We start from the raw sequence: 20,767 nt of genomic DNA on the forward strand, positions 1-20,767 counted from the left end.
CTCTCAACCCCTAGGCTTCAGATGCATAGTATTTTGAAAATTATGGAGAAGTTTTGTGAAACCTTTGACTTTTGCCGCCGCCACTCTGGCTCTTATTGTTGGGGGCGTCGCACCGGCTTCCGCACTAATTCTGAAATGCAACGTCTCGAATGCAGGCTCGTCAAAAGGGTGGATCGCGGACAGCATTGAGATTGAATATGAAGACGGATCAGAGCTGGCAATGGTTTCCGATCAACTCATTCTAAAATATGGTTCCGGAATTGCAATTGGTCGGGTTAAAAGCGACAATTCCACACGAACGACCTTTGTTTGGGAGCAAAGAATTAAAGACACGTCGCTCCAAAACGCCACGATTGAATATCGTCTGAACTATGAAAAGAAAGACCACCAGCTAAGCATGACCGCGAAGGCGATGGGGATTGGACGTACTGCTACTGGCAAAGGGTCCTGTACGTTTTAATTGGAAAAAAACAAGGTCTTGCACAGGGAACTTGTTTTATGAAAGGTGTCTGACCGAGGTATGAAAATTTCGAATTTGGACACGAAACCTGCAAAACACCCTTGACCTCCCCCATTGACGGGGCCATTCATCAGGGGACAATATCCGCGAACATGCGCCAATTTGCGCTCAAAACATGAGGTTCACCATGGCTTTTACGCTTCCCGATCTTCCATATGCCCACGACGCCCTTGCCGACAACGGCATGTCCGCCGAGACGCTCCAATTCCACCACGACCTGCACCACAACGCTTATGTCACCAATGGCAACGCGGCGATTGCGGGCACCGAATGGGATGGCAAGAGCCTCGAAGACATCATCACCGGCACTTACAACGCCAAATCGGTTGCCCAAAACGGCATCTTTAACAACATCAGCCAGCTTTGGAATCACAACCAATTCTGGGAAATGATGTCCCCTGGCACGACCGCTATGCCCTCCGAGCTTGAAAAAGCTTTGGTTGAGAACTTTGGCTCGGTCGACGAATTCAAAACTGAATTCGCAGCCGCTGGTGCGGGTCAATTCGGTTCTGGCTGGTGCTGGTTGGTAAAAGCTGCTGATGGGGGCCTCAAAGTCACCAAAACAGAAAACGGTGTGAACCCGCTTTGCTTTGGTCAAACAGCGCTTTTGGGTTGCGACGTATGGGAGCATTCCTATTACATCGATTTCCGCAACAAACGCCCAGTTTACCTCTCGAACTTCCTTGAGAAGCTCGTGAACTGGGAAAACGTTGCATCCCGTCTGGGCTAAGCTTCGTCCTATAATTTTTGAAAACCCGCTAGGAGTAATTCTGGCGGGTTTTTTCGTTTTACCGCTTGGGAATTCTCCTTTACGTCACGGGGCTGCTGTGAAACTCTGAGGGTGATACACGTGCGTTTTTGACACGGGTTACCCCAATAAATTTAAGGTGATCCCCCATGCCCGAGCATATTAAGGGAAGTCTTGCGATGCTCTTGGCCTGTGTTGTCTGGGGCTTTTCGTCGATTTATTATAAAGCGATAGATCACGTGGCACCCTTGGAAGTTTTGAGCCACCGAAGCCTGTGGTCGCTCGCGTTTTTGCTTGGTATTCTGGCGGTGCAGGGGCGGTTGCCGACCTTGTGGCCGATCTTGCGGGATCACCGCAAAATGCTGTGGATTACGGCGGCTTCCTTGCTGATTTCAATTAACTGGTTTTTGTTTATCTATGCGGTTCAATCGGGGCGCGCGGTTGAAAGTTCGCTGGGCTATTTTATCTTCCCTCTGTTTGCTGTTTTGCTGGGGGCCTTTGTGTTGGGAGAGCGTTTGGGGCCGCTCAAATGGGCGGCTGTGGCGCTGGCTGCGATGGCCGTCATGGGGCTGACTTACGCGCTTGAGGCACCGCCTTGGATCTCGCTGGTATTGTCCAGCACCTTCGCGGTTTATGGTCTGATCAAGAAGCAGCTAGATGCCGGCCCCGTGGTTTCGGTGACCTTAGAGGTGCTCATTCTCCTGCCTCTTGGCGTGATCTGGCTTTGGGGCGCGCATACGCAGGGTTGGCAGGCGATTGGCACGCAAACCCCCGGTGTGTTTGGCAAAAACTGGCAGGACAGCCTGTTGTTGATCTTTTCTGGCGTCTTGACGGCGGTGCCGCTGCTGCTTCTGTCCTATGCTAGCAAACGCGTGTCCTTAGCGACTTTGGGGTTGTTGACCTATGTGAATCCAACGCTTCAGTTTTTGGTGGCCGTTTTTCTGTTTGGCGAGATCATGACGCCCGCGCATTTGATCGCTTTCCCCGTCATTTGGATCGCTTTGGCGCTTTATTCCGTTGTGAGTTTCTCTGAGGAAAGGTCGTCGCGTAAAGCGCTGCGCAATGCGGCGACGGTTTCGACAACGTGAACGAAATCGCGCAATGAGGCGTCGGCAAATCCTTGATCGATGATGTGATCTATGAGGGCCATGAGTGGCGCCCAGTATCCGTCGACCGACAAGAGGTAAATGGGCTTGCTGTGCAGACCCAACTGGCGCCACGTCAAGACCTCGAAAAACTCGTCCATTGACCCCGCACCACCGGGCATCACCACCACGGCATCGGCGTTCATATACATCACCTTTTTGCGCTCGTGCATGTTTTCGGTGATGATAAAATTGGTGAGGTCGCGCTTGCCGACTTCATGTTTCATCAAATGGGTCGGAATAACGCCAAAGGTTTGAGCGCCAGCGGATTGCGCGGCGTTGGCCACGGCCCCCATCAATCCGATATCCCCCGCGCCATAAACCAAGCGCCAGTTTTCCTCGGCGATCATCTTGCCCGTTTGTTTTGCCGCCTCTGTATATGCGGGATTTACCCCGTTTCGCGAGCCACAATAGACACAAATTGATGCAGAAAAAGTGGAAGTCATGGACAACGGCCTTTGGTTAGGGTTTCTTGAGCGTCAATGTGGGCGCTGCGCCTGCACAATCGCTTGTTCATGGGACGGGTGCAAGACCATTGGGGAATGGAATACATGGCTGTTCAGGGCAAATCAGGATTAACGGGCGCGACAGGCGTGGTTTTGGGCGGAGGCGCGGCATTGATTGTCGCGATGGTCGGTTATTTGGCCTATTACGCGCAAACGCAACACCCCGTAGAGACAGAGATCAAAGAGTCCGCCGTGGTTGCCCCCGCGCAGGTCGCGGCTCCGGTTAATAATGCAATCGAAACTGTCTCCGAAACGGATGCGCCTGAGACTGAGCCACAAACTCAAACCAAGGCCCAAGTGCCAGAGCAACAAGTATCAGAGCAGCCTGAACCTGCGCAGGTAGAGACCAACATGGCGGAAATCGCGCCCGTCGATCCCGAGCCACTCGCCGACCAAGGCCTCGCGCCGCCAACGTTTGACGTGGTGCGAGTTGATGCCGACGGCAATGCGCTTGTGGCGGGGCGGGGCGTTGCGGGGCAAGAAATAGCCATTCTGGTCGACGGAGAAGAAGTCGCGCGCGCACAAGCAGATGGTGCGGGTAATTTCGTCAGCCTTTTCACAATCGACCTCACATCGGCGGCCAAAGTCGTGTCCCTCCTTCAAGGAAGCGGCGCTTCGACTGTGGCGTCCGTTGATACGGTGATCCTTGCGCCGCCCGAGGTACCTGTGGTTGTCGCAGAGGCCACACAAACGCCAGCAGAGTCGCCAGAAAAGGAACCGCAAAACGCACGAGTGGCCGTGGACCCTTCGCAGGAAACGACGAATTTGAGCACTACAGATGGCACGTCGCAAAGTACACAATTGGTCGTGCCTGCCGAGTCCGTTGAGGTAGCACAAGTACAAACCGAGAAAGCACAGGTTCCTTTGTCCTCAGCGCAGGCTGCGGCGACGCCGGCAGTCCCTGAGGAGAATGTCGCAGAGGCGGCACTTGAAAGTGTTGCACAAGTCGACACGGCTCAAACCTCTGTTGTTCCTGATTCCGCGCCGACCGCAATCGAGGCTGCTGGAATAGAAGAGGTGGTTTCTCAAACAGTTGAGGCTCCGGAGTTGCCCACAGAGACAAACACGCCGACCGCTTCTCAAACGACAACCGAAGCCGTGGCGGAGCCTGTCGCCCAAGTTCCTGCGATCCTTTTGGCGACGGAGGAGGGGGTGAAAGTGCTGCAAACAAGCGGGGCCTCCAACATCAATAATATTGCGATTGACGCCATCACCTATGCGCCCACGGGCGACGTTCAGGTCACAGGGCGCGGCAAGGCGGGCGAATTCGTGCGCCTTTATCTCGACAACAAATCCGTCGGTGAGGGCGAGATTGCTTCTGATGGTGCGTGGTCATTTGACTTGGAACAGATCAGCGCGGGGCTGTACACTTTGCGCGCGGATCAAGTCGACACGGCGGGAAAAGTCAGTGCGCGCGTTGAGACACCGTTCCAGCGTGAGGCGCCAGAACTTCTGGCCCAAACCGCGCCCTCTGCCCCCGAAAACGGAGTGGCCACCGTCAAGGCGGTCACTGTGCAACCGGGCAATACCCTTTGGGGGATCGCGAAGGCAAGCTACGGCGACGGGGTACTTTATGTGCGGGTCTTTGAGGCAAACAAGGACGCCATTCGCAATCCACACCTTATCTACCCCGGGCAGGTTTTTACGGTTCCAGCATCAAAAGAAAACTAGGATTCTGACGGCTCCCCTCTGGCCATCCACCGCGCGTCTGTCTACTTTGCGAAGTTCAGCTAGCCGGAGGAAGCCATGCGCCGATTGACCCCCACAGATGCCGCCCTAAAAGGCGGCCCAAAGGGCGGAGCGTGGAATGTGATCCGCCGCGTCACCCCCTATGTTTGGCCCAAAGATAAGCTCTGGGTGAAACGTCGTGTGGTCGCGGCCATGACCATGCTTATTCTATCTAAGTTCGTCGCGGTTCTCGCGCCGGTTTTGTACAAAGAAGCGGTGGACAACCTCGCGGGCGAAGGGCAGTCCGCGGCATGGATGTTGGGCATGGGCGCTGTCGGATTGACCATCGCTTACGGCATGACACGGGTGATGACGGTCGGGATGAACCAATTGCGCGATGTCATCTTTGCCAAGGTTGGCCAAGGAGCGTTGCGCGCTCTCGCGCTTGAGACGTTCACCCATATTCACCAACTCTCGATGCGCTATCATATCGCGCGCAAAACCGGCGGCCTCTCGCGGATTATCGAGCGCGGCGTAAAGGGCGTTGATTTCCTCCTGCGCTTCCTTTTGTTTTCGATCGGGCCCTTGATCCTAGAGTTGTTGATGGTCGCCATCATTCTATTTTTTGTGTTTGATGTCTGGTATTTAGCTGCCGTTGTCGTGACTATTACCCTGTATGTCTGGTTCACATTCGCGGTGACCGAATGGCGCGTGCGCGCCCGCCAAGAGATGAATAAACAAGACACCGAGGCCAACCAAAAAGCCATAGACAGCCTTCTCAATTTTGAGACGGTGAAGTATTTTGGCGCAGAGAAGCGCGAAGCTGCGCGCTATGACGACTCTATGGCGCTCTATCAAGTTGCCGCGCTCAAAACCAACTATTCCCTCGCGTTTCTCAACTTTGGCCAGTCGCTTTTTATCACTGCTGGCCTTGTGGTTGTGATGGTGATGGCGGCCATGGGCGTGCAAAGTGGCGCGCTGACGGTTGGCGATTTTGTGATGGTGAATGCCTATATGATCCAAATCACCATGCCGCTCAATTTTCTTGGATCGGTCTATCGCGAAATCCGCCAAGCCTTGGTGGATATGGGCGATATGTTCGACCTTTTGGGACAACCCGCAGAGGTGGTCGACAAGCCAAATGCGCCCGACCTCAAGATCAACGGCGGCGAAGTTGTTTTGGACAAGGTGAAGTTTGGCTATGACGCCGAGCGGCCGATTTTGAAGGGCGTGAGCCTGACGATTGGGGCGGGGGAAACCGTAGCGATTGTTGGCCCCTCAGGGAGCGGAAAATCCACCATTGGACGTCTGTTGTTTCGGTTCTATGATGTGAGCGACGGCGGGGTGCGCATTGATGGTCAAGATCTTCGCGATGTGACCCAAGAGAGCCTGCACGCCCAGATTGGCGTCGTGCCACAAGACACCGTATTGTTCAACGATAGCATCTATTACAACATTGCCTATGGGCGTGCGGATGCCAGTGAGGAAGAGGTCTTTGAGGCCGCACGCGGTGCGAAAATCCACGACTTCATCACGTCGCTTCCCGATGGGTATAACACCCCCGTTGGCGAGCGCGGTTTGAAGCTTTCGGGCGGTGAAAAGCAGCGGGTCGGCATTGCGCGGACCCTGCTCAAAAATCCACCGATCCTGTTGCTTGACGAGGCCACCAGTGCGCTAGACAGCGAAACAGAGCGCGACATTCAGGACAGCCTCGCGGCCATGGGGCGGGGGCGGACGGTGATTACGATTGCCCACCGTCTCTCGACCGTTGTGGATGCGGATCGGATTGTTGTGTTGGAGGCGGGCGAGGTTATCGAGCAAGGATCGCACGATGAATTACTCGTGCGTAACGCGCGTTATGCCTCGATGTGGTATCGCCAGCAAACAGAAGAAGACGTGGCCTAAGAGCACCGTTTTTACGTGCTCCGAACCCAGCTATTGTGGAATGCCTAAGGGGGAGACCGCAAGTCACGTAGACAAAAAAAGACCGGAGATAATCTCCGGTCTTTTGCGTTTTACATTACTCTGCAGCTTTTAACGGGGGGCCATCTTTTTTGGCGACCCCGTTCTGGTGTTCGCCATCATTGCTTGCTGCATCGACATCCGCTTCGCGCAGGTAATCCTGCTTTGGGGCCGGCGCTTTGCCGGCTTTCTCAAGGACGCTCTCAAGTTCGCTGAGGTCGATATCCTCGGCGGGTTCCTCTTCAAAGCCGTCGCCTTGCGGCAAGGTCAGGCGGGTCCAGTCCAGTTCGGGAGCGTGGATTTTACGGGCGGCAGATTGGAGGGCCCAATCCTGTGCGGCCTTGCTGCTGCGCCCCATCGACAGCATCGCAAACAGGCGCGCGAGCCAGCTTACATAGGTCCAGAACCACACCCGAATGGCGAGCATTGACGGGGTGAACACAAGCGTTAGAATGGTTGCAATCCCAAGGCCAAAGACCACCGCCGTCGCCAGTTGGTTCCACCAAAGGGCAGTGGGGCTGTTGACGGAATAGCCACCGTTGATGAAGTCGAGCGACAGGCCAAACATCATCGGCGCAAGGCCCGCCATCGTGGTGATTGTAGTCAGCAACACAGGGCGAATACGGTTCTGCGCTGTGCGGATGATCGCTTCAATGCGCGGCATGTAGCGTGCGTATTCCTGATAGGTGTCGATCAACACAATGTTGTTGTTCACCACGATTCCCGCCAAGGCCACGATCCCCGTTCCGGTCATAATAATCGAGAACGCTTGCCCCATAACCAGCATCCCGATGAGCACGCCAGTGGTCGAAAGAACCACCGCGATGAGCACCAAAATGGAGTTATAGAAGCTGTTGAATTGCGCCAGTAGGATCACAAACATCAAGGCCAAAGCGCCCGCAAAAGCTTTCATCAGGAAGGCGCCGGACTCCGCTTGCTCTTCTTGATCGCCCGTCCATTCCCATGCAACCCCCTGGGGCAAATTGCCGTCAGCGTCGAGCCATTCGGTGAGGGTTTCGATGCGCTCGGTGGGATTTACGGGGATTGATTTGTAATCACCCGCGTCAACCTGCGACTGATAGGTGGTCCCGTTTGAACGTGTCAATTCAAGTTGGTCCTCACTTATCACAACGGTTTCCATGCCCTCTTGCGAGGTGTCCTGAGGGACCAGTTTGACGAGGTTGGAATCAACTGCAGCTTTCACATCGAAATACCGTTGCTGATCAATCCGGTCGATCTGTGCCAGCTTTGCCACGGGCTTACGGGTGGTGAAATTCGACAGCGGGACAAGGCCTTCGGAGGTGCGAATACGCAGGCTATCCAAGGTCGAAAGAACGCGGTCCGCTTCGGGTAAACGCACCCGAATTTCGATTTCCTCGTCGCTGGTATCGACCCGCATGGTGTCGAGCAAAATACCGCGCGTTACCAGCTGAACCATGCCGCCAACGGTGGCCACATCCGCGCCGTAACGGCCGGCTTTTTGGACGTCCACGTCGATCTGCCAATCAATCCCCGGAAGGGGAAGCGTGTCGTCAATATCGGCCAGACCCGCCGTGTCTTCAAACTTCGCGCGTGCGATTTCTGTTGCAACAAGAAGCGATTCCCAATTGTCGGATTTCAGGCGCAGATGCACAGGTTTTCCGGAGCCCGGACCGCGCGACAAGTTCAGGATTTCGGCTTTGATACCCGGAATTTGGGCGAGTTTGACTTCGAGGCGCTCCAGCACCTTATTGCCATCATATTCAGGGTCGACGGCGTTGCGTTCGATGCCCCAAAACCATGGCACTTTGACGGTGGGGCGGTCTTCCCACGGGATCAGCTCGATTTGCACCTGACCGATGGCGTCACGCGGTGCGCCCGCGCCACCGTCGTTTTGGGTCAGGCCGCCGTCACCCGCGAAGGCAAAGGTGCTTTGCACACCGGTTTCATTGATAATAACCTCTTCGGCCTCGCGCAGGGCGGCGTCTTTTTCCTCAAGCGATAGGTTACCGCGTTGGCGCACGTAAATGATCGCCTGCTCGGGTTCGCTTTCAACAAAAAACTCGACGCCTTTGTTGTTTTCGCCAAAGTATTGGAAGGTGGTCATCACCACGAAAATCACGGCGGCGACCGAGACCAAAGGCATGATCGGGTTGCCCACGATGAATTTGATAAACAGGCCGAAAGGCGAGCGGCGCACACCTGCGCGCACCTTTTTCTCGCGTTTGGGCAGGGCCGCAGCTCCGAGGAACGCCGAGCTGGCAAAGGCCGAGATCATAAAGAGCAAAGCCCCTGGAACAATGGCCATCACGCCCTCGGTTGGGGCCGTGCCGCCAAACAGATATCCGGGGTTGAGCATTTGCATCATGCCCAAGAACAACCCGTAGAGCGCGAAAGGCACGAAAGCCGCGCGCACAAACCACGGGAGTTTAGTGATCAGCCACGCCGAGACATGTTCAATGATCCGCGACCCACGGCCAAACACACCGCCAAGGACGGGCAGGTAGATGAGGGCAACTACAAGGGAGGCCGAAAGCACGAAGATCAAAGTGACGGGCAACATGCCCATGAATTGGCCGGGAACGCCGGGCCAAAACAGCATCGGTAGGAACGCACAGAGCGTGGTCGCGGTGGAACTGACGATGGGCCAGAACATGCGTTTGGCGGCCTCGGTAAAGGCGTGCATCGGGCCGACGCCCTCTTTGATACGCCGGTCGGCGTATTCCACGACCACAATCGCGCCATCCACCAGCATCCCCACGGCGAGGATCAAACCAAACATCACGATGTTGGAAATGGTGATCCCCATCGCGCCCAAAAGCACGAAACACAGGAGGAACGATGTGGGGATTGAGAAGCCCACCAGAAGGGCGGAGCGCGTGCCAAGCGACGCGAGTACAACGATCATCACCAGCGCAATCGCCGTGAGAACCGAGCCTTCAAGCTGGCTCACCATCGAGCCCACGGTGCGCGATTGGTCGTTGCTCGCGCCGACATGGACGGCGGCTTGCAACTGTTCGGGCCACTCAGCGCGGGCCTCTTCAACGGCGGCGCGCACCTGTGCGGCGGTGTCGATAATGTTATAGCCTTTGCGTTTCACCACTTGCAACGCGACCGTTGTTTCCCCGTTAAAACGAGCTGTTCCGGTGCGATCTTCGAACGTCAGACGGATATCCGCGAGGTCGCCAAGGGTCACAACACGGTCGCCGTTGGTTTTGACAGGCAGGTCGAAAATGTCTTTGGCATCGTTGAAGCTTGAGGGGATTTTCACCGAAAATGCGCCATTAGGGGTTTCGATTTCCCCCGCTGCGATCAGTTGGTTGTTGTTAACCACAACGTTGATCAATTCGGGCGCGGTCACGTTATAGGCCTCAAGGCGCAACGGGTCGATGGTCACTTCGACCATCTCGTCGCGATGCCCCGCAAGGGCCGCTTCCAGCACCGGTTCAAGGGCTTCGATTTTATCCTGAAGCTGCTTGCCAACACGCACCAAGGTGCGCTCTGGTAAATCGCCAGATAGATTCACAATGATGATCGGAAATTCAGAAAAGTTGATCTCGGTGATGGAGTATTTATCCGCCCCAGCGGGGAAATTCCCCTCAACAGTGTTCATCTTGTCGCGCACATCGGCAATGATTTTGGTCTTGTCCCAGCCAAACTCAAACTCAAGCGCAATGCCGCCATAGCCCTCAGAGGCGGTGGCGGACATGGATTTGAGGCCATCCAAATCGGACAGTTCGGTTTCCATTGGCTTAACCAACAGGGCTTCGCTGTCTTCGGCGGAAATTCCGGGGAAGGGGACAGAAACAAAAAGAGCCGGAATTTCAATATCCGGCTCGCCCTCCTTGGGTAGGTTCATATAGGCGGCGGCCCCCGCGATCAGGGAAATCGCGATAAAGGCAACCACCATGCGGGCGCGTTCGGCGGCCCAATCGACTAAACCAGTCATCAGCTTGGCTCCCTATAGGTCACCGCGACGGTCACACCATCAATGACATATTCTTGGCCTGACGTAATCACGCTCACTTCTTGGGGAAGGTCCAAGACCCAAATCCCATCGACGCTGTCGCGTAAAACGGACACTTCCAAAAATTTCACCACGTTTTGGTCTTCGACAACCCGAACCCCAAGGGCACCTTCGTCATTCAGGGTCAAGGACGAGGCGGGCAATAAATGCGCGTCCGACCCCGCGGAGGATACCACGATCTCCACCGTTTGGCCGTCGCGGATGGCGAGATCTGCGTTCGGCACGATCACCTCCACGCGGAAGGTGCGGGTCGCGCTATCGGCGGTGCGCGACAGGAACGACACGCGGCCAACGGCGTCAACACCCGAGGCCAAACGTGCGCCGGACATGGCCCCAACTTTGATGCGTTCCACATCGGTTTCCGGAACAAACCCGACCAGCTTAATCGGATCAAGCAATACGACCGTAGTACACAGAGCGCCCGGTTGCATCAGGGTGCCAAGCTCGGCGGTGTCTGTTTCCAACATGCCCGAGAAGGGGGCTAAAATACGCAGACGTTCGATATCCCGCTCGGCGGCAACCACACGGGCCACGGCCGATTTGATTCCAGATTCGGCGGCGGAAACGGAGGCTTTTGCGCCCTGAACACCCGCGAGCGCGCTTTCATACGCGGCGGCGCTGGAGGCCACCCGTGTATCGGAGGCAAATCCACCCTCAGAAAGACGTTTGGCGGCGGTGTCGTTAATTTTTGCTTCAGAAAGGCGTGCATTGGCCTCGGCGAGGCGCGCATTGGCTTCAGGGACGGCGGCATTTGCGCGCTCAAGATTGCCCTCGGCATCCGCGAGGACAGAGGCGCGGGTGCCAATCTCGACTTCGCACAAAAGCTGGCCTTTTTCGATGTAGCCACCCTTGCGCAGGGGTTCGGAGATAATCAATCCAGTGACTTCGGAGCGGATTTCAACTTTGCGGGCCGCTTCGGTTTGGCCGCGCAGTAAGACCGCATTTTCAACTGGCTGGGCAACAGAGCGTAACGCAACGACAGAGACCAACGGGTTGGCGTTTTCTGTGTTTATTGTTTCGATTAGGGCCACGGAGGCGGTCTGATCACTCGCCTCAACCGTTTCTTCTACGACGGCGGGTGTGTCATCTTTAAAGGCAAATCCCAAGAGTCTGTCGCGTTCAAATACGAGTAAAAATAAAAATACACTCACCAAAATGGCGGAAATTACGGGTAATGGACGCATGGAACCCTCTTAAAAACATACTATGGCTGCCCGTGGGACAGGTGTTAATCACGTTCACATAAGTGGTTTTGTCCAGATTACAACTGAAATCTAACGTCAATTCACCTGAACTGTTTAGTTCAGATTGTTTATGCGGCACAATGATTACAAAGGAGGAGGCAATGGTCATTGGGGGAAAATGTTGCATCTAAACGCCCAGATATTCCCACCTAAGCCCGTGCATTTATAAAGAGCGACGCGGCGGGTCTTGGCAAGGCGTTCCGCTTCGGGGTATGAGGGGGCATACCGGACGCATTCGGGAAGACGAAATGCCCCCGCACTAACGGGTGGGCAGACGGGCAGGAGAACGACGTGAGCGATACAGACAGTTTTATTGACGAGGTAAGTGAAGAGGTCCGTCAGGATCGACTCTTTGGATATATGCGTAAATACGGGTGGGTCGCAGGTGCGCTCGTTTTGCTTTTGGTTGGGGGAACCGCCGTTAATGAGGCGAGACGCGCCTCAGCCCAAGCGTCAGCCGAGAGCTTTGGCGACGAAGTGATTACCGCGATGCTCAACAATGAATCCGCAGCCCGAGTCACCGAACTTGCGGTCATTCAAGCGCCTTCCCCACAGGCCAACGTCATTCTTGCGTTTTTGCAAAGCGGTGAAGAAACTTTGGGTAGTGAAGGCTCAGATGCCGCCATTGCAGCTCTTGATGTCATCAAAGCGAGCCCCGAGTCTGCGCAGGTCTATCGGGACCTTGCGGGTTTCAAAGCGGCATTGCTTTTGGGGGCGGGCGTTCCCGCTGCGGATCGCAAAGCGGCTTTTGCGGCCCTCATCGTTCCAGGCAGCGCGTTCCGCCTGTTGGCCGAAGAGCAAGTGGCCCTTATTGAGGTCGAAATGGACGACAAGGACGCGGCGATCGCGCGTTTGAACTCCATTTCGCAAGATGCCGAACTAACGTCGAGTTTGCGTCAACGTGTGGAGCAATGGAAATTGGTTCTGGGCGTGAAAACAGCGACCGGCTAGAGAAAACGCGTCACCGCTTGAGAATGGCCTATTTGCGCCGTGAACTAGGGACGAGGAATTTGAGTGGAGCTTAACATGAACCCAGTGCTACCGAAATTTGCACTCGAGTCCGCCAAAACAACTTCTGTTTTCGCGCCCTCACGGTTCGGACTCAAAAAGGCCGCGCATCTTTTTGCGGGGCTTGCTATGGTAGCTTTGTTGGCGGCCTGTGCCAAGGATGAAGTTATTCTTCCGGGCGAGCGGATTGGTTTGCGCGCGCCTTTTGGCGCTCAAGAGCCTGCAACCGCAATGGTTGTCGAAACCCGCGCCGAAGTCACGCTTCCGCCAGCGCCCAGCTTTTCGGCGCGTCGCCCCGTGACCAACAGCGCGTGGACCCATTCCAACGGGTCCCCACAACACCACATTGACCACCCTGCCTTGGCCCAAACCATACGCCCCCTTTGGAGTGTGGATATCGGCGAGGGTGACAGTCGGAAGTACCGGATTTCAACCACCCCCGTCGCCAAAGACGGCCGCATTTTCACCATGGACAGCCAATCACTGGTCATGGCGCATAACACCAGCGGCGCGCTCCTTTGGAAGCGCAACCTGACGCCGATCACAGATTCGCCCGAGGATGTTTCCGGCGGCGGTCTGGCGATTTCGGGCGACATCTTGGTCGCCACAACGGGGTTTGGCGAGATGGTGGCACTGGATGTGAAAACCGGTGGCGAAGTCTGGGCACAACGCGTGGACGCAAATATCGCAAGCCCTCCGACAATCTTAAACGGCTTGGTTTATGCTATTTCGCGCAACAACGTGGCTTGGGCCGTTAACCTGAGCGACGGGCGCGTCAAATGGCAATTGGCCAATGCGCCAAGCGTATCCGGCATCATTGGCGGCGCGGCCCCTGCGGCAACAAATGATGTCGCGATCTTCCCGTTCAGCACGGGCGAAATGATCGCCACCTTCCCGCAAGGCGGCGTCCGTCTGTGGAGCACGACGATTTCTGGCCGTCGCGTCGACTCAGCCTACGCGGGCATCACTGACATCACCAGCGAGCCTGTGATCCTTGGCAATACGGTCTATGCGGGGAATGCTTCTGGGCGCACGATTAAATTCAACCGCGCCAACGGCGATGTCGTTTGGACCGCGCAAGAGGGGGCTTATGGTCCCGTTTGGCCTGAGGGCAACTCGGTGTTTCTGGTCAACGATCAATCCGCACTCGTGCGATTGAGTGCGGCGACGGGCGAAACCTTGTGGAAAGTTGATCTGCCCTATTTTGTTGAGGAAAAGATCAAGAAACGCAAAACAATCTATGCCCATTACGGCCCTGTCCTTGCGGGCGGACGCCTTTGGGTGGGGTCGAGCGATGGCGTGCTACGCTCCTTTGATCCGCAAAACGGCCAGCTTTTATCGACGGTCCCGCTGCCTGAAGGGGCAACCACAGCGCCAATCGTCGTCAACAACACACTCTATATCGTCACCGGCGATGGGGCTTTGCGCGCCTATCGCTAGGTGCGGCACCCCGATATCTTAGGAATTCTTTACGCAGGGGCTTTCCGTTCCTGCGCAAATCATGTTACGGACGCGCCTGATCCGTGCATTGGAGCATAAAATGAGCTTTACCCTTGCCATCGTGGGCCGCCCGAATGTGGGCAAATCCACTTTGTTTAACCGTTTGGTCGGTAAACGTCTTGCGTTGGTGGATGACCAACCGGGCGTCACACGAGACCTGCGCGAAGGTGCCGCGCGGCTTGGTGATTTGAACTTCACCGTCATTGACACGGCGGGCCTTGAAGAAGCCACCGACGAGAGCCTTCAGGGACGCATGCGTGCGTTGACCGAACGCGCCGTCAGCATGGCTGACATCTGTCTGTTCGTGATTGATGCGCGGGTTGGCGTGACCTCAACCGACCGAGTTTTCGCCGAAATCCTGCGCAAAAAGAACGCGCATGTTATTGTTGCCGCGAATAAGGCCGAGGGAAACGCCGCCGAAGGGGGCGTGCTTGAGGCCTATTCTTTGGGCCTTGGCGAGCCTCTTCGGCTATCTGGTGAACACGGCGAAGGCATGTCGGATTTGTATTCGATGTTGCTGCCGATTTCCGAGGAACTTGCCGCCAAGACCTATTCGGCCGAGCCAGAAGTCGATGTTGACGTCTCGGATGATGACGAAGAAGAAGGTCCCCGCGTTCCGACCAAAGAACAGCCGCTGCAAATCGCGATTTGTGGCCGTCCCAATGCGGGTAAGTCCACCCTTGTGAACCAGCTTTTGGGCGAGGAGCGGATGCTTGTTGGTCCAGAGGCGGGGATCACGCGCGATGCGATCTCGGTGCAGACCGTTTGGGAAGGCACACCTGTGCGCGTGTTTGATACGGCCGGCATGCGCAAACGCGCTAAGGTGCAGGAAAAGCTTGAGAAACTCTCGGTTTCCGACGGTATTCGCGCCGTTAAATTTGCCGAAGTTGTGGTGGTTTTGCTGGATGTTGAAATCCCGTTTGAGACCCAAGACCTGAAGCTTGCCGACCTTGTGGAACGCGAGGGGCGCGCGGTTGTTATCGCGGTTAATAAATGGGATACGGAACCGGATAAACAATCTAAACTCAAGCAGTTACGCGAAAGTCTTGAGTTGCACCTACCGCAATTGCGCGGCGTGCCGATGGTAACGATTTCGGCCAAAACCGGCAAGGGCATGGACCGTCTGCACGAAGCGATCATGAAGGCCCATGATGTTTGGAACACACGGATTACGACAAGTCACTTGAACCGTTGGCTTATGGCGATGGTTGAGGCGCATCCGCCGCCCGCACCGTCGGGTCGTCGGATCAAATTACGGTATATGACACAGGTGAAAACCCGTCCTCCAGGGTTTGTGGTGATGTGTAGCCTGCCGGAAAAATTGCCCGAAAGTTATTCTCGCTATCTTGTCAATGGGTTACGGCTCGACTTTGAAATGCCAGGGACTCCGATCCGTCTGCATATGCGCAGTCAGGCGTCGCAGAATCCGTTTAAGGATAAGAAGAAATCGACGCCGTCTCGTTTGCGTAAGCACCTTGGGAAACCGACCGCTAAGAAGACTTGGTAGGGCGTTTTTTAAAAAGTTTAAAACCTCTGAGAGGCACTTTTTAAAAAGTTTAAACATTCTGGAATAAAAAAAGGGGCCTCAACGGGCCCCTTTTTCGTGTCTTGTGGGAAATGGCTTAGGCCAAAGCGCCCTCGGAGGTGATGCGGGTTTTGCCGCCAAGGTAGGGGCGCAAAACGGCGGGGAGGGTGACGGAGCCGTCGGCTTGTTGGCCGTTTTCGAGGACCGCAATGAGGCAGCGTCCGACGGCGAGGCCGGAGCCGTTTAGGGTGTGGACGAATTCGGGTTTGCCGCCGTCCGCAGGTTTGAAGCGGGCGTTCATGCGGCGGGCTTGGAAATCGCCTGTGGTGGAGCAAGAGCTGATCTCGCGGTAGGCGTTTTGACCGGGGAGCCACACTTCGATGTCATAGGTGCGTTTTGCGCCGAAACCGATGTCGCCTGTGCAGAGTTTGACGGTGCGATAGGGCAGAACGAGCTTCTCAAGGATGCCCTCGGCGCATTTTGTCATGCGTTCAAGTTCGGCGTCGGAGTCGTCGGGATGCATGATTGAGACCATCTCGACTTTTTCGAACTGATGTTGGCGCAACATGCCAGAGGTGTCGCGGCCTGCGGAGCCAGCTTCGGAGCGGAAACACAAGGTATGCGCGACCATGCGGCGGGGCAGGTCTTCGGCGGCGAGGGTGCCTTCGGCGACGCTATAGGTGAGGGGGACTTCGGCGGTTGGCACGAGCCACCAGCCGTTGGTCGTTTGGTAGCTGTCCTCGCCGAATTTTGGCAATTTATCGGTGCCTGTCATGGCGTCGTCGCGGACCAGAACGGGCGGGTTGATTTCGGTCAGGCCGTTTTCATCGACATGGGTGTCGAGCATGAATTGGGCGAGAGCGCGGTGGACGCGGGCGACGGCACCTTTGAGCATCACGAAACGCGCGCCCGAGATTTTGCCAGCGGTTTCGAAATCGAGGGAGGCGGCGGTGCCGGACAACTCAAAATGTTCCTTGGGGGCGAAATCATAGGTGGGGAGGGCGCCCCATGTGTGCATTTCTTGGTTTTCGCTCTCGTCTGCGCCCTCGGGTACATCGTCGGCTACGATATTGGGGATGACCATCAACATGTCGCGCAGGCGGGCGTCCTCAATCTTGGATTCTTCTTCGAGGGTGGCGATTTCTGCCTTTTTCTCGGATACGAGCGCGCGGAGGCGCTCAAATTCGGCGTCGTCGCCACGGGCCTTGGCCGCGCCAACTTCTTTGCTGGCCTTGTTGCGGGTCGCGAGGGCCTCTTCGGCGGCCATGATCTTCTCACGGCGGGCGGTATCAACGGCGAGGATTTCGGAGGACAAAGACGACAGGCCTCGACGTGCCATGGCGGCATCAAAAGCGGCGGGATTTTCGCGGATTTGGCGAATGTCGTGCATGGGGACTGTCCTTTATTGGGGTGATCTTGGGGGGCTTTTAGCGCGTTTTATTTGGGTTGGGAACCGTTGGTTTTTTGCCATTCACGCCAGTAGTCGTCTACCTTATTGTTTGTGGCTTCAACAGTTGTCCAATGTTTGGGAATGTGGCCATCAGTTGGATCAAAATTTCCAATGCCTAAGGCCGTTTCTTTTTGTTCATCAGTTAGGGCAGTGACAACGTTCCACTCACTTGAGAACTGGCTACCATCGAATTGTGTGTCATTAGAAATCCGAGTCGGGGCGAAATCAAATTTAAAAAACTGGCATCCTAGAAAACTCGTGTGCTCTATCTCAAGGTCGTCTGTTGCGACGATATGGAATTTAGTGTTTTCAGCCTTTACTGAATTGAAGGTGGTACTACTGAAATTGGCCGCCATGAAGTCGGAATTTTGAATTTCATTACGGAAAAAAGTTGCTCCAGAGAAATCACAATACCAAAACCGACAATTATCAAAGCTTAGCCACCAAAGTCGATAGTGGATAAAGTTACAGGTACTAAAGTCAAATACGTAACGCTGGCCCTCTGAGTTTAGCCTGCTTTCCTCTTTTTTCTTTTGAGGCTTTGATCTTCGTGAAATGATTTTAAAAACGACAGAAACGTCATCAGGCAAGAGCCTTTCTCCCGCCTTTGGGAGGGGAGAAGTGTCCGTCATGGTGCTTAATTCACCCGGTTTGTTGTCTATCTTATTGCTTAAGTTTTCCCGTACATAGGCGCAGAGAATGTCCATGATTTGGATGTGAACCTCCAAATTTTGTTGGGCGATGTTCTCTAAGGCATAGAGGCCGCCGATGCGGACTTCTATGTTTGGTAGGGTGCTTGATTTGTCGTCTTTTATTACCGTTTTAACTGCGCCGATTTGCTCGACGGCTTTGGTGATTCGGTCCGTTATGAGGCCTTGTTCTGTGGCAACGGTGTGCCGCTCGGTTGTTTGGGCGCGTAGAAACACGAAGGGTGTGCCGATGAGGCCTGCGAGGGAGGTCATGAGGCCGACAAGGGCTAGGGCGTGCCAGCGGAGGTCGTCGCCTTCGGAATAGTCTGGGAAACTTGCTGCGAGACTAATCAGAGTCCAGATCACAAATCCCATGAGGCAAATCCAGACGGGGATGAGGAAGACAAACAGGATTTCGATGCCTTGTTGCTTCCAGTCGCGGTTGCGGTTTGCCGTGGTGGGCATTTGCAGGATGCCATAGACTGCGAAGCTGAGCGCGAGAACCGCTAGGACGGCGAAGAAAACCGTTCCCGTGTTCTCATCAAAGGGAAAGGTAATCGTAAAAGGCGGGACGGAATCACTCATTAAGACCTCAATTCAGTTGCAATAGTGTTAGCGCTGCACTGGCATTGGGACAACAGGCTGCATATGTCCTGTGGGGGCGGGTGTTTAGCTTGTGATTCTGTAAACGCGCCTTTAGGGTGCCCGCCAGCCAATACGGTGCAAATGCACCACTAAACCCAAGAAAAGGACGACCAAATGTTCGTGACCCCTGCATATGCCCAAGCCGCTGGTGGCTCTTCCAGTGCTATCTTGCAATTTGTGCCCCTCATCGCGATTTTCGCCATCATGTATTTCCTGATGATCCGCCCCCAGCAAAAGAAGCTCAAAGAGCACAAAGCGATGGTTGCGGCGCTGCACCGTGGCGACCAAGTGGTCACACAGGGCGGTTTGATCGGCAAGGTTTCCAAGGTTAAAGATAACAATGAAGTTGAAGTTGAATTGGCCGAGGGCGTAAAAGTGCGCGTGGTTCAATCGACGATCGCGCAGGTTTTGAACAAGACAGAACCAGCTAAATAATCAACAAAAACAATATCCTAATACGATTGTCTAAGAACAGGCGGAAAAGATGCTGAGTATCGCTTTATGGAAGCGGATTACCATTTGGGGACTCGTTGCCCTTGGTGTGGTCCTTGCGCTTCCCAATGTGTTTTACCCACGGGTAGAGCGCCACAACGACGCCGTTGCGGCGATTGAGGCTGGGTTTAATACACCCGAAAATCAGGCAGAAGCGGCGCTTTGGCCTGATTATCTGCCGTCAAATCTGGTCAATCTAGGGCTTGATCTTCGCGGCGGGGCGCATTTGCTGGCGCAAGTGAACCTCGCGGAAGTTTACGCGTCGCGGATGGAGGGCATGTGGCCTGACGTGCGGGATGCGTTGCGGGTTGAGAGCGATGTTGTTGGCGGTGTGCGTCAGGTAAAAGACGCGCCCGAAGGCGAATTGCACGTTCAGATCAACACGCCCGCCGGATTGCAACGGGCGATTGAGATTGTGCGGACATTGGCGCAACCCGTTGTAAGCCTTACAAGTATCGGCCACACCGATTTGGAAGTGACGGGTGAAGGCGACGTTATTGTTGTGAAGCTGTCGGAGGCCGAACGTGTGGCAACCGATTTGCGGACCATGGCAACATCGCTTGAAATCGTGCGCAACCGTGTGGATGCGGCAGGCACGCGCGAGCCGACAATTCAGAGCATTGGCGAGGATCGTATCCTTATTCAGGTGCCCGGAATTGGTTCGGCGGAAGAGTTGAAAACGCTGATCGGCTCGACCGCGAAGTTGGAATTCAAACCTGTGACAGGACGCGCAACAAGCGCCGACGCACGGACGGATTCGCGCAACGAAGTCCTTAAGTCGGTTGACGAAGAGGGTGTCTATTACATTGTTGAGAAAACAGCCGTTGTGACGGGTGAAGACCTGACCAATGCGCAGCCAAGTTTCGACCAAAATGGCCGCCCTGCTGTGAGCTTTACCTTCAACGGGTCTGGGTCGCGCAAATTTGGCGATTATACGTTGGAAAATATCGGCTCGCCGTTTGCGATTGTCCTCGATAACGAGGTGATCTCGGCGCCGACCATCCAAAGCCACATTCCAGGTGGATCGGGGATTATCACGGGGAACTTTGATATTGCCGAAACCACGCATCTGGCGATTTTGCTGCGGGCGGGGGCGTTGCCAGCCAAGATGACTTTCCTCGAAGAACGCACTGTTGGGCCAGAATTGGGCCAAGACAGTATTGATGCCGGGCGGATTGCTTGCATCATCGCCTTTGCGGGTGTGCTGATCTTTATGGTCTTGTCTTACGGGTTGTTTGGCCTGTTTGCCAATATCGCGCTGATCATCAACGTCGGGCTTATTTTCGGTATTCTGAGCGTCTTTGGCGCGACCCTGACCCTTCCCGGGATTGCGGGGATCGTGTTGACGATTGGTATGGCGGTTGATGCCAACGTGCTGATTTTTGAACGGATTCGCGAAGAACTCAAGGCGGCGCGCGGGCCTGTGCGGGCGATTGAACTTGGCTATGAAAAAGCGCTGAGTGCGATTATCGACGCCAACGTCACCACACTGATTACCGCGTTTATCCTGTTTGCCATGGGCTCCGGTCCTGTCAAAGGCTTCGCGATTACGCTGGGAATTGGCATTATCACATCGGTCTTTACGGCCATTTTCGTGACCCGTTTGATCATTGTGATGTGGTTTGAACGTAAACGTCCCAAAACGATCGAGGTATAAAG

15 protein-coding genes are annotated in these 20,767 nt (G+C 55.2%); 10 read left to right on the forward strand and 5 right to left on the reverse strand.

All coding sequences use genetic code 11. The annotated features are described in order from the left end of the window. Window positions 1–55: 55 nt before the first annotated feature. The 3 genes from RC74_RS14440 to rarD all read left to right on the forward strand — a co-directional run bounded on the left by RC74_RS14440 (window position 56) and on the right by rarD (window position 2,356). Window positions 56–460, forward strand: coding sequence for a hypothetical protein (locus RC74_RS14440; protein ID WP_039001257.1), 405 nt, complete (start codon window positions 56–58; stop codon window positions 458–460). Between the two features lie 187 nt (window positions 461–647). Then, window positions 648–1,250, forward strand: a complete 603-nt coding sequence (locus RC74_RS14445; protein WP_039001258.1) for a superoxide dismutase — start codon at window positions 648–650, stop codon at window positions 1,248–1,250. A gap of 167 nt (window positions 1,251–1,417) precedes the next feature. Then, window positions 1,418–2,356: an EamA family transporter RarD gene (rarD, locus tag RC74_RS14450; RefSeq protein WP_039001259.1), complete on the forward strand. Its 939-nt coding sequence runs from the start codon at window positions 1,418–1,420 to the stop codon at window positions 2,354–2,356. On the opposite strand, the gene RC74_RS14455 is transcribed toward rarD, so the two are convergent. Then, window positions 2,278–2,859: an LOG family protein gene (locus tag RC74_RS14455; RefSeq protein ID WP_039001260.1), complete on the reverse strand. Its 582-nt coding sequence runs from the start codon at window positions 2,857–2,859 to the stop codon at window positions 2,278–2,280. The genes rarD and RC74_RS14455 overlap by 79 nt on opposite strands. Window positions 2,860–2,895: 36 nt before the next feature. Here RC74_RS14455 and RC74_RS14460 point away from each other — a divergent pair, with 36 nt between their 5' ends. Continuing rightward, a complete protein-coding gene (locus RC74_RS14460) occupies window positions 2,896–4,590 on the forward strand; it encodes a LysM peptidoglycan-binding domain-containing protein (protein ID WP_039001261.1) in 1,695 nt (564 codons plus the stop codon). Window positions 4,591–4,665: 75 nt separating this feature from the next. Then, the gene (locus RC74_RS14465) at window positions 4,666–6,492 is read left to right on the forward strand and encodes an ABCB family ABC transporter ATP-binding protein/permease (RefSeq protein WP_039001262.1); all 1,827 of its coding nucleotides are present in this window, start codon (window positions 4,666–4,668) and stop codon (window positions 6,490–6,492) included. A gap of 115 nt (window positions 6,493–6,607) precedes the next feature. Here the strand turns inward: RC74_RS14465 and RC74_RS14470 are convergent, their stop codons facing one another. Together RC74_RS14470 and RC74_RS14475 are read right to left on the reverse strand one after the other, a co-directional pair. Beyond that, window positions 6,608–10,477: an efflux RND transporter permease subunit gene (locus RC74_RS14470; protein ID WP_082802314.1), complete on the reverse strand. Its 3,870-nt coding sequence runs from the start codon at window positions 10,475–10,477 to the stop codon at window positions 6,608–6,610. Next, a complete protein-coding gene (locus tag RC74_RS14475) occupies window positions 10,477–11,739 on the reverse strand; it encodes an efflux RND transporter periplasmic adaptor subunit (RefSeq protein WP_039001263.1) in 1,263 nt (420 codons plus the stop codon). Before RC74_RS14475 ends, RC74_RS14470 begins: the two co-directional genes overlap by 1 nt. Before the next feature lie 351 nt (window positions 11,740–12,090). Here RC74_RS14475 and RC74_RS14480 point away from each other — a divergent pair, with 351 nt between their 5' ends. From RC74_RS14480 to der, 3 genes are all read left to right on the forward strand, one after another. Continuing rightward, window positions 12,091–12,750, forward strand: a complete 660-nt coding sequence (locus RC74_RS14480; RefSeq protein ID WP_039001264.1) for a hypothetical protein — start codon at window positions 12,091–12,093, stop codon at window positions 12,748–12,750. Between the two features lie 75 nt (window positions 12,751–12,825). Further along, window positions 12,826–14,247, forward strand: a complete 1,422-nt coding sequence (locus RC74_RS14485) for an outer membrane protein assembly factor BamB family protein (RefSeq protein WP_052274716.1) — start codon at window positions 12,826–12,828, stop codon at window positions 14,245–14,247. 100 nt (window positions 14,248–14,347) lie between these two features. Next, window positions 14,348–15,814: a ribosome biogenesis GTPase Der gene (gene der, locus RC74_RS14490; protein ID WP_039001265.1), complete on the forward strand. Its 1,467-nt coding sequence runs from the start codon at window positions 14,348–14,350 to the stop codon at window positions 15,812–15,814. 115 nt (window positions 15,815–15,929) lie between these two features. On the opposite strand, the gene serS is transcribed toward der, so the two are convergent. Then, the gene (serS, locus tag RC74_RS14495) at window positions 15,930–17,222 is read right to left on the reverse strand and encodes a serine--tRNA ligase (RefSeq protein ID WP_039001266.1); all 1,293 of its coding nucleotides are present in this window, start codon (window positions 17,220–17,222) and stop codon (window positions 15,930–15,932) included. 47 nt (window positions 17,223–17,269) lie between these two features. Beyond that, window positions 17,270–18,556 carry a pentapeptide repeat-containing protein gene (locus RC74_RS14500; protein WP_039001267.1) on the reverse strand — a complete coding sequence of 429 codons (1,287 nt, stop codon included), beginning with the start codon at window positions 18,554–18,556 and terminating at the stop codon, window positions 17,270–17,272. Window positions 18,557–18,730: 174 nt separating this feature from the next. Between RC74_RS14500 and yajC the strand changes: the two genes are divergently transcribed. Both yajC and secD read left to right on the forward strand, forming a co-directional pair. Further along, window positions 18,731–19,051 carry a preprotein translocase subunit YajC gene (gene yajC / locus RC74_RS14505; RefSeq protein ID WP_052274717.1) on the forward strand — a complete coding sequence of 107 codons (321 nt, stop codon included), beginning with the start codon at window positions 18,731–18,733 and terminating at the stop codon, window positions 19,049–19,051. Window positions 19,052–19,100: 49 nt separating this feature from the next. After that, complete coding sequence (secD, locus tag RC74_RS14510; protein ID WP_039001268.1) at window positions 19,101–20,765, forward strand: protein translocase subunit SecD; 1,665 nt, start codon at window positions 19,101–19,103, stop codon at window positions 20,763–20,765. Window positions 20,766–20,767 lie beyond the last annotated feature (2 nt).

The organism is Falsihalocynthiibacter arcticus (assembly GCF_000812665.2).
Taxonomy (GTDB): Bacteria; Pseudomonadota; Alphaproteobacteria; order Rhodobacterales; family Rhodobacteraceae; genus Falsihalocynthiibacter; species Falsihalocynthiibacter arcticus.

Bases quoted from the DNA above. Each gene is read 5' to 3' on its own strand.
- RC74_RS14455 (WP_039001260.1), bottom strand. From the start codon at position 2,859: ATGACTTCCACTTTTTCTGCATCAATTTGTGTCTATTGTGGCTCGCGA.
- RC74_RS14500 (WP_039001267.1), bottom strand. From the start codon at position 18,556: ATGAGTGATTCCGTCCCGCCTTTTACGATTACCTTTCCCTTTGATGAG.
- RC74_RS14445 (WP_039001258.1), top strand. From the start codon at position 648: ATGGCTTTTACGCTTCCCGATCTTCCATATGCCCACGACGCCCTTGCC.
- der (WP_039001265.1), top strand. From the start codon at position 14,348: ATGAGCTTTACCCTTGCCATCGTGGGCCGCCCGAATGTGGGCAAATCC.
- yajC (WP_052274717.1), top strand. From the start codon at position 18,731: ATGTTCGTGACCCCTGCATATGCCCAAGCCGCTGGTGGCTCTTCCAGT.
- RC74_RS14470 (WP_082802314.1), bottom strand. From the start codon at position 10,477: ATGACTGGTTTAGTCGATTGGGCCGCCGAACGCGCCCGCATGGTGGTT.
- RC74_RS14460 (WP_039001261.1), top strand. From the start codon at position 2,896: ATGTGGGCGCTGCGCCTGCACAATCGCTTGTTCATGGGACGGGTGCAA.
- RC74_RS14475 (WP_039001263.1), bottom strand. From the start codon at position 11,739: ATGCGTCCATTACCCGTAATTTCCGCCATTTTGGTGAGTGTATTTTTA.
- rarD (WP_039001259.1), top strand. From the start codon at position 1,418: ATGCCCGAGCATATTAAGGGAAGTCTTGCGATGCTCTTGGCCTGTGTT.
- RC74_RS14485 (WP_052274716.1), top strand. From the start codon at position 12,826: ATGAACCCAGTGCTACCGAAATTTGCACTCGAGTCCGCCAAAACAACT.
- serS (WP_039001266.1), bottom strand. From the start codon at position 17,222: ATGCACGACATTCGCCAAATCCGCGAAAATCCCGCCGCTTTTGATGCC.
- secD (WP_039001268.1), top strand. From the start codon at position 19,101: ATGCTGAGTATCGCTTTATGGAAGCGGATTACCATTTGGGGACTCGTT.
- RC74_RS14465 (WP_039001262.1), top strand. From the start codon at position 4,666: ATGCGCCGATTGACCCCCACAGATGCCGCCCTAAAAGGCGGCCCAAAG.